At 70.3% G+C, this 5,682-nt stretch carries 4 protein-coding genes; all 4 read left to right on the top strand.

Annotated features, from left to right (window positions below; all coding sequences use genetic code 11):
* The first annotated feature begins 343 nt into the window (after nt 1-343).
* Nucleotides 344-3,037: a DEAD/DEAH box helicase gene (locus tag WBP48_RS09300; protein ID WP_424439384.1), complete on the top strand. Its 2,694-nt coding sequence runs from the start codon at nt 344-346 to the stop codon at nt 3,035-3,037.
* A gap of 211 nt (nt 3,038-3,248) precedes the next feature.
* Nucleotides 3,249-3,506, top strand: a complete 258-nt coding sequence (locus WBP48_RS09295) for a type II toxin-antitoxin system VapB family antitoxin (protein WP_424439381.1) — start codon at nt 3,249-3,251, stop codon at nt 3,504-3,506.
* Complete coding sequence (locus tag WBP48_RS09290; protein ID WP_424439378.1) at nt 3,503-3,910, top strand: type II toxin-antitoxin system VapC family toxin; 408 nt, start codon at nt 3,503-3,505, stop codon at nt 3,908-3,910. The genes WBP48_RS09295 and WBP48_RS09290 overlap by 4 nt, the downstream gene beginning before the upstream one ends.
* A gap of 42 nt (nt 3,911-3,952) precedes the next feature.
* Nucleotides 3,953-5,682: DNA helicase RecQ (gene recQ / locus WBP48_RS09285; RefSeq protein WP_424439375.1), on the top strand; the 1,730-nt coding region annotated here is incomplete at its 3' end.

Genomic DNA, 5,682 nt, shown 5'->3' with positions numbered 1-5,682 from the left:
GGGTCGACCTGGTGCTGGCCTCCGCCGATCCGGGCGTGTTCGCGGCGATGTACGACGCCGTGCTCGCCCGCGCAGAGGCGGACGCCGCCTTCGCCGCACGGATCGACGAGGCCGCCGCCCGTGTCGTCGAGGCCAAGGCGGCGACGCCGTAAGCCTCTGGCTGGACCCTACCCGTCGCGGTGTTCAGAACTCCACAGAAATCGCCCCCTCGCGATCCGCCGCCCGCGTGATCCCCTCTTTGTCAGGGCCGAGTGCCACCGAGCCCACCCAATTCTGTGGAGTTTCGTGCACCTTCCGGTCGGCACCTGCGCCCGGCATCCCCCGCCCCTGGCAGACTCGAGGGGTGACCGACCAGCCGCGCCTGCTCGACCTCGTGCCGGCGGGCGCAGGGCCGGATGCCGTCTACGACGGCTTCGTGCAGTGGGCTTCGGGGCGGGGGCTCACGCTCTATCCCGCGCAGGACGAAGCCGTCATGGAGCTGGTCTCGGGCGCGCACGTGATCCTCTCGACCCCGACCGGCACCGGCAAGTCGCTCGTCGCGATCGCGGCGCACGCGGCGTGCCTCGCCGCCGGCGGGCGCTCCTACTACACCGCCCCGATCAAAGCCCTGGTCAGCGAGAAGTTCTTCGCACTCGTGGAGATCTTCGGCGCCGAGAACGTCGGCATGGTCACGGGCGACTCGTCGGTCAACCCCGGGGCGCCGATCGTATGCTGCACGGCCGAGATCCTCGCCAACGTCGCGCTCCGGCAGGGCTCCGATGCCCCGATCGACCAGGTGGTGATGGACGAGTTCCACTACTACGGCGACCCCGACCGCGGGTGGGCGTGGCAGGTGCCGCTGCTGTTGCTGCCGCAGGCGCAGTTCCTGCTGATGTCGGCGACACTCGGCGACGTGACCGCGATCACCGCCGACCTCGAGCGTCGCACCGGGCGCCCCGTCGCCGAAGTGACCGGCGTCGAGCGCCCGGTGCCGCTGCACTTCTCCTATGAACGCCGCCCGGTCCACGAGGTGCTGACGATGCTCGTCGACGAGCGCGAGGTGCCCGTGTACATCGTCCACTTCGCGCAGGCGGCGGCGCTGGAGCGGGCGCAGGCCCTGGCATCCGTGAACCTCACCACGCGCGCGCAGCGCGACGAGATCGCCGCCGCGATCGGCGGATTCCGGTTCACGACCGGTTTCGGCAAGACGCTGTCGAGGCTCGTGCGGGCGGGCATCGGCATCCATCACGCCGGAATGCTGCCCCGCTACCGCCGCCTCGTCGAGACGCTCGCCCAGCGCGGACTGCTGAAGGTCGTGTGCGGAACCGACACGCTCGGCGTCGGCATCAACGTGCCGATCCGTACCGTCATCATCACGGCGCTCAGCAAGTTCGACGGCACGCGGATGCGGCAGCTCACCGCGCGGGAGTTCCATCAGGTCGCGGGACGCGCGGGCCGGGCCGGCTTCGACCCGTACGGCAATGTCGTCGTGATGGCGCCGGAGTGGGAGATCGAGAACGCCGTCGCGCTCGCCAAAGCGGGCGACGACGCGGCCAAGCGCAAGAAGATCGTGCGCAAGAAGGCGCCGACCGGGGTGGTGAACTGGGGCGAAGGCTCGTACGAGCGGCTGATCGCGGCGGCTCCCGAACCGCTCGTGCCGCAACTGAAACTCACCGCCGCGATGCTCATCAACGTCATCGGCCGCGGCGGCGACGTCTTCGGGAACGTCCGCGCGCTCGTCTTCGACAACCAAGAGCCGCGGGCCCGGAAGTACGCGCTCGCGCGCCGGGCGATCGCGATCTTCCGCACGCTGGTGGATGCCGGCATCGTCGAGGTGGTCCGCGCGCCGGCCGAGAGGTCTCGCGGGCCCGTGATCCGGCTGACGGTCGATCTGCAGCCGAACTTCGCGCTCAACCAGCCGCTGTCGCCGTTCGCGCTCGCCGCGATCGAGCTGCTGTCGCCGGAGGACGACGACCCGAACTCCTCCAACACGGGGCGGATCGGCTCGACAGAACTCGAAACTGCGCTGACGGGCCCGGATTGGAGGAGTTCGGGTCTATCACCCGCGGGCGTCGGCACGGGCCACTACGCGCTGGACGTCGTGAGCGTCATCGAGGCGACGCTCGACGACCCGCGGGCGATCCTGTCGCAGCAGGAGTTCAAGGCCAGGGGCGAGGCCGTCGGCGCGATGAAGCGCGAGGGCATCGAGTACGACGAGCGGATGGCGCTGCTCGATGGCATCACGTACCCGAAGCCGCTCGCAGAGCTGTTGCAGCAGTCGTTCGAGGTGTTCGCGTCGAGCCAGCCGTGGGTGCGCGACTTCGAGCTGAGCCCCAAATCGGTCGTTCGTGACATGTTCGAGCGAGCCATGTCGTTTGCGGAATATGTCTCGTTCTACCAGTTGCAGCGCAGCGAGGGGCTGGTGCTGCGGTACCTCTCCGACGCGTATCGCGCGATCCGCCAGACGGTCCCGGCCGAGGCGCGCACCGACGAGCTGATGGACATCGTCGAGTGGCTCGGCGAGCTCGTGCGACAGGTGGATTCGAGTCTCGTGGACGAGTGGGCGGCGCTGATCGACCCCTCGGCGCACCTGCCCGAGGATGACGGGCCCGTCGTGCCGCCTGCACCGCCGTCGATCCTCACGAACCGGCGTGCCTTCACGGTGCTGGTGCGCAACGAGCTGTTCCGCCGCGTGCAGCTGGCCGCCCTCCAGGACGACGATGCCCTGGTCGCGTTCGACCCCGGAGCGCACTGGCCCGAAGCCCTGGACGCCTACTACGAGGAGCATGACGAAATTCTCACCGGCGGCCCCGCGCGCTCGCCGAGCCTGTGCGTCATCGACACGTCGGCGGAGCGTGGCGCGCAGACGGATGCCGGTGCAGAGGCGGATGCCGACACGCGTCAGGATGCCGCGGCATCCGGAATCTGGCGCGTCGAGCAGACGATCGACGATCCGGCGGGCGACCACGACTGGCGCATCCGCGCCGAGGTCGACCTCGCGGCATCCGTCGAGGCCGGCGCCGCCGTCGTCCGCGTCACCGACGTCGTGCGGCTCTGACGGGCGGGTCGCCCGCCGCCTCGCCCGTCGAGCGCGGACCCCGCTCGACTCGTCGATTGGGCCCGTTCTCGCCGACCCCGCCGCATTCAACCCGTTCACAACCGGCCCTCTCGGTCGCAACAGGCCCACTCGGTCGCAAGTGGCCCACTCGGCGCTCCGAGGTCTCATCCGGGCGTAGAGAAAGGGTAGAAGCATGAGGTAGAGTTCTACCATGAGCCTGAACATCAAGAACGAGGACGTGCACACCGCCGTGCGCGAGCTGGCGAGGGCGCTCGGTGTCAGCCAGACCTCGGCCGTCGAGGTGGCGGTGCGGGCGAAGCTCGCCGAGCTCCAGGCCGAGCAGCAGCGCGCTGCCCGCGTCGAGCGGTTCCACGAAGCGCTGGCAGCAGCGCAGCAGGCGTTCGACGGGGTGGACCTTCGTCGTTACGAGGCCGAGCTCTACGACGAAGAGACGGGGTTGCCGCGATGATCATCGACTCGTCGGCGCTGATCGCGATGGTCCAGCGTGAACCGGCCGCTCCCGCCCTTGCCGATGTCGTCGGACGCGCTCTCGGCACCGGGGAGCAGATCGCCGTCTCCGCGGCGACGTTCGTGGAGGCGGCGATCGTGGCCGACGGACCGCGGGACCCGGTGCGCACCGCACGCTTCGATGGGATCTTCCAGAGCCTGAACGCGGAGGTCGTTCCCCTCACGGCGGCACAGGCGGCCATCGCCCGGCAGGCCTATCGCGACTACGGCAAGGGCTCCGGTCACCCTGCGCGCCTGAACCTTGGCGACTGCTTCGCATATGCGCTCGCGAAGGGGCGCGGCGAACCGCTCCTCTACGTCGGCGACGACTTCGCACGCACGGACATTGCGTCGGCGCTGAGCTGACCGGCGCGTCTCAACGTCCGATGCCGCGGTTAGCCTGGATGGGTGAGCATCCAGGCCGACTCCTCCGATTCCTACGCGGACGTGCCGTGGGACGTCGACGAGCTCACGCCGCCCGACGATCTCGACGCCCCGCCGCCGCCCGATCCCGGCTTCGACGGCTATGGCGCGGCACTCGCGCGCGCGATCAGGACGCAGCCGAGGCAGGATGCCGACGCCTCGGCATCCGCCGCGCCGCCGCGCCCAGCGCCCAGCCGGTCCACCGATCCGCGCGAGGTTCTCAAGGAGGTCTTCGGCTACGACGAATTCCGCGGTGACCAGGCCGAGATCATCGCGCACGTCGTCGCGGGCGGCGATGCCATCGTACTCATGCCGACCGGCGGCGGCAAGTCGATCACGTATCAGGTGCCGGCGCTCGTCCGCCCCGGGACGGGGCTGGTCATCTCCCCGCTGATCGCGCTCATGCACGACCAGGTCGACGCGCTCGTCGCCAACGGCGTACGCGCCGCGTACCTCAACTCGACGCAGTCGCCCGCGGAGCGCGCCGAGGTGGAGCGCGCGTTCCTCGCAGGCGAGCTCGACCTCGTCTACGTCGCGCCGGAGCGGCTGTCGAGTCCCGCGACGACGCAGCTGCTGCAGCGCGGACGCCTCAGCGTCATCGCGATCGACGAGGCGCACTGCGTCAGCCAGTGGGGCCACGACTTCCGGCCCGACTACCTCGCGCTGGGCGACCTCGCGGAGCGGTTCCCCGGAGTGCCGCGCATGGCGCTCACGGCGACTGCGACGCGCGAGACCCACCGCGAGCTGACCGAGCGGCTGCGGCTGCCCGATGCCCGGCACTTCGTCGCGAGCTTCGACCGACCGAACATCCAATACCGCATCGAGCCGAAGGCCGATCCGCGGCGTCAGCTCGTGCAGTTCATCCGCGGGGTCGGCGCGACCGGGTCGCCCCCCGCCGGCATCGTCTACGCGCTCAGCCGCAAGTCCGTCGAGCAGACCGCGGAGTTTCTGCGGGCGCAGGGGATCGACGCGCTGCCGTACCACGCGGGGTTGGATGCCGGCATCCGCGCCCGCAACCAGGAGCGGTTTCTGCGCGAGGACGGCGTCGTCATGGTCGCGACGATCGCGTTCGGCATGGGCATCGACAAACCCGACGTCCGCTTCGTCGCCCACATCGACCTGCCGAAGTCCGTCGAGGGCTACTACCAAGAGACCGGTCGCGCGGGCCGCGACGGCGATCCGGCGGTCGCGTGGATGGCCTATGGCCTCGGCGACGTCGTGCAGCAGCGGCGCCTCATCGACCAGTCGCCCGGCGACCGCACGTACAAGATGCGGATGGGCCAACACCTCGACGCGATGCTCGCGCTCTGCGAGACGGTGTCGTGCCGTCGGCAGAACCTGCTCGCGTACTTCGGGCAGGAGTCCGGGCCGTGTGGCAACTGCGACACGTGTCTCGACACCCCGGACACGTGGGATGGCCTGGTCCCGGCACAGAAACTCCTCTCCACGATCGTGCGTCTGCAGCGCGAGCGTGGTCAGGCGTTCGGCGCCGGCCACCTGATCGACATCCTGCGCGGCGCGTCGACCGACCGCATCCGCCAGCAGGGGCACGACAAGCTCAGCACGTATGGCCTCGGTGCCGACCTCAGCGATCAGGACTGGCGCAGCGTCATCCGGCAGCTGCTCGCGCGCGGCGTCATCGTCGCGAAGGGGGAGTACGGCGTGCTCGCGGTCGGCGAGGCGGGCGGCGCGGTGCTGCGCGGCGAGGCCGCGGT

This window comes from Microbacterium sp., from assembly GCF_049661145.1.
Lineage (GTDB): Bacteria > Actinomycetota > Actinomycetes > Actinomycetales > Microbacteriaceae > Microbacterium.
Note: the sequence above shows the minus strand (reverse complement) of the source record. Positions and strands in the feature narration are given on the sequence as shown.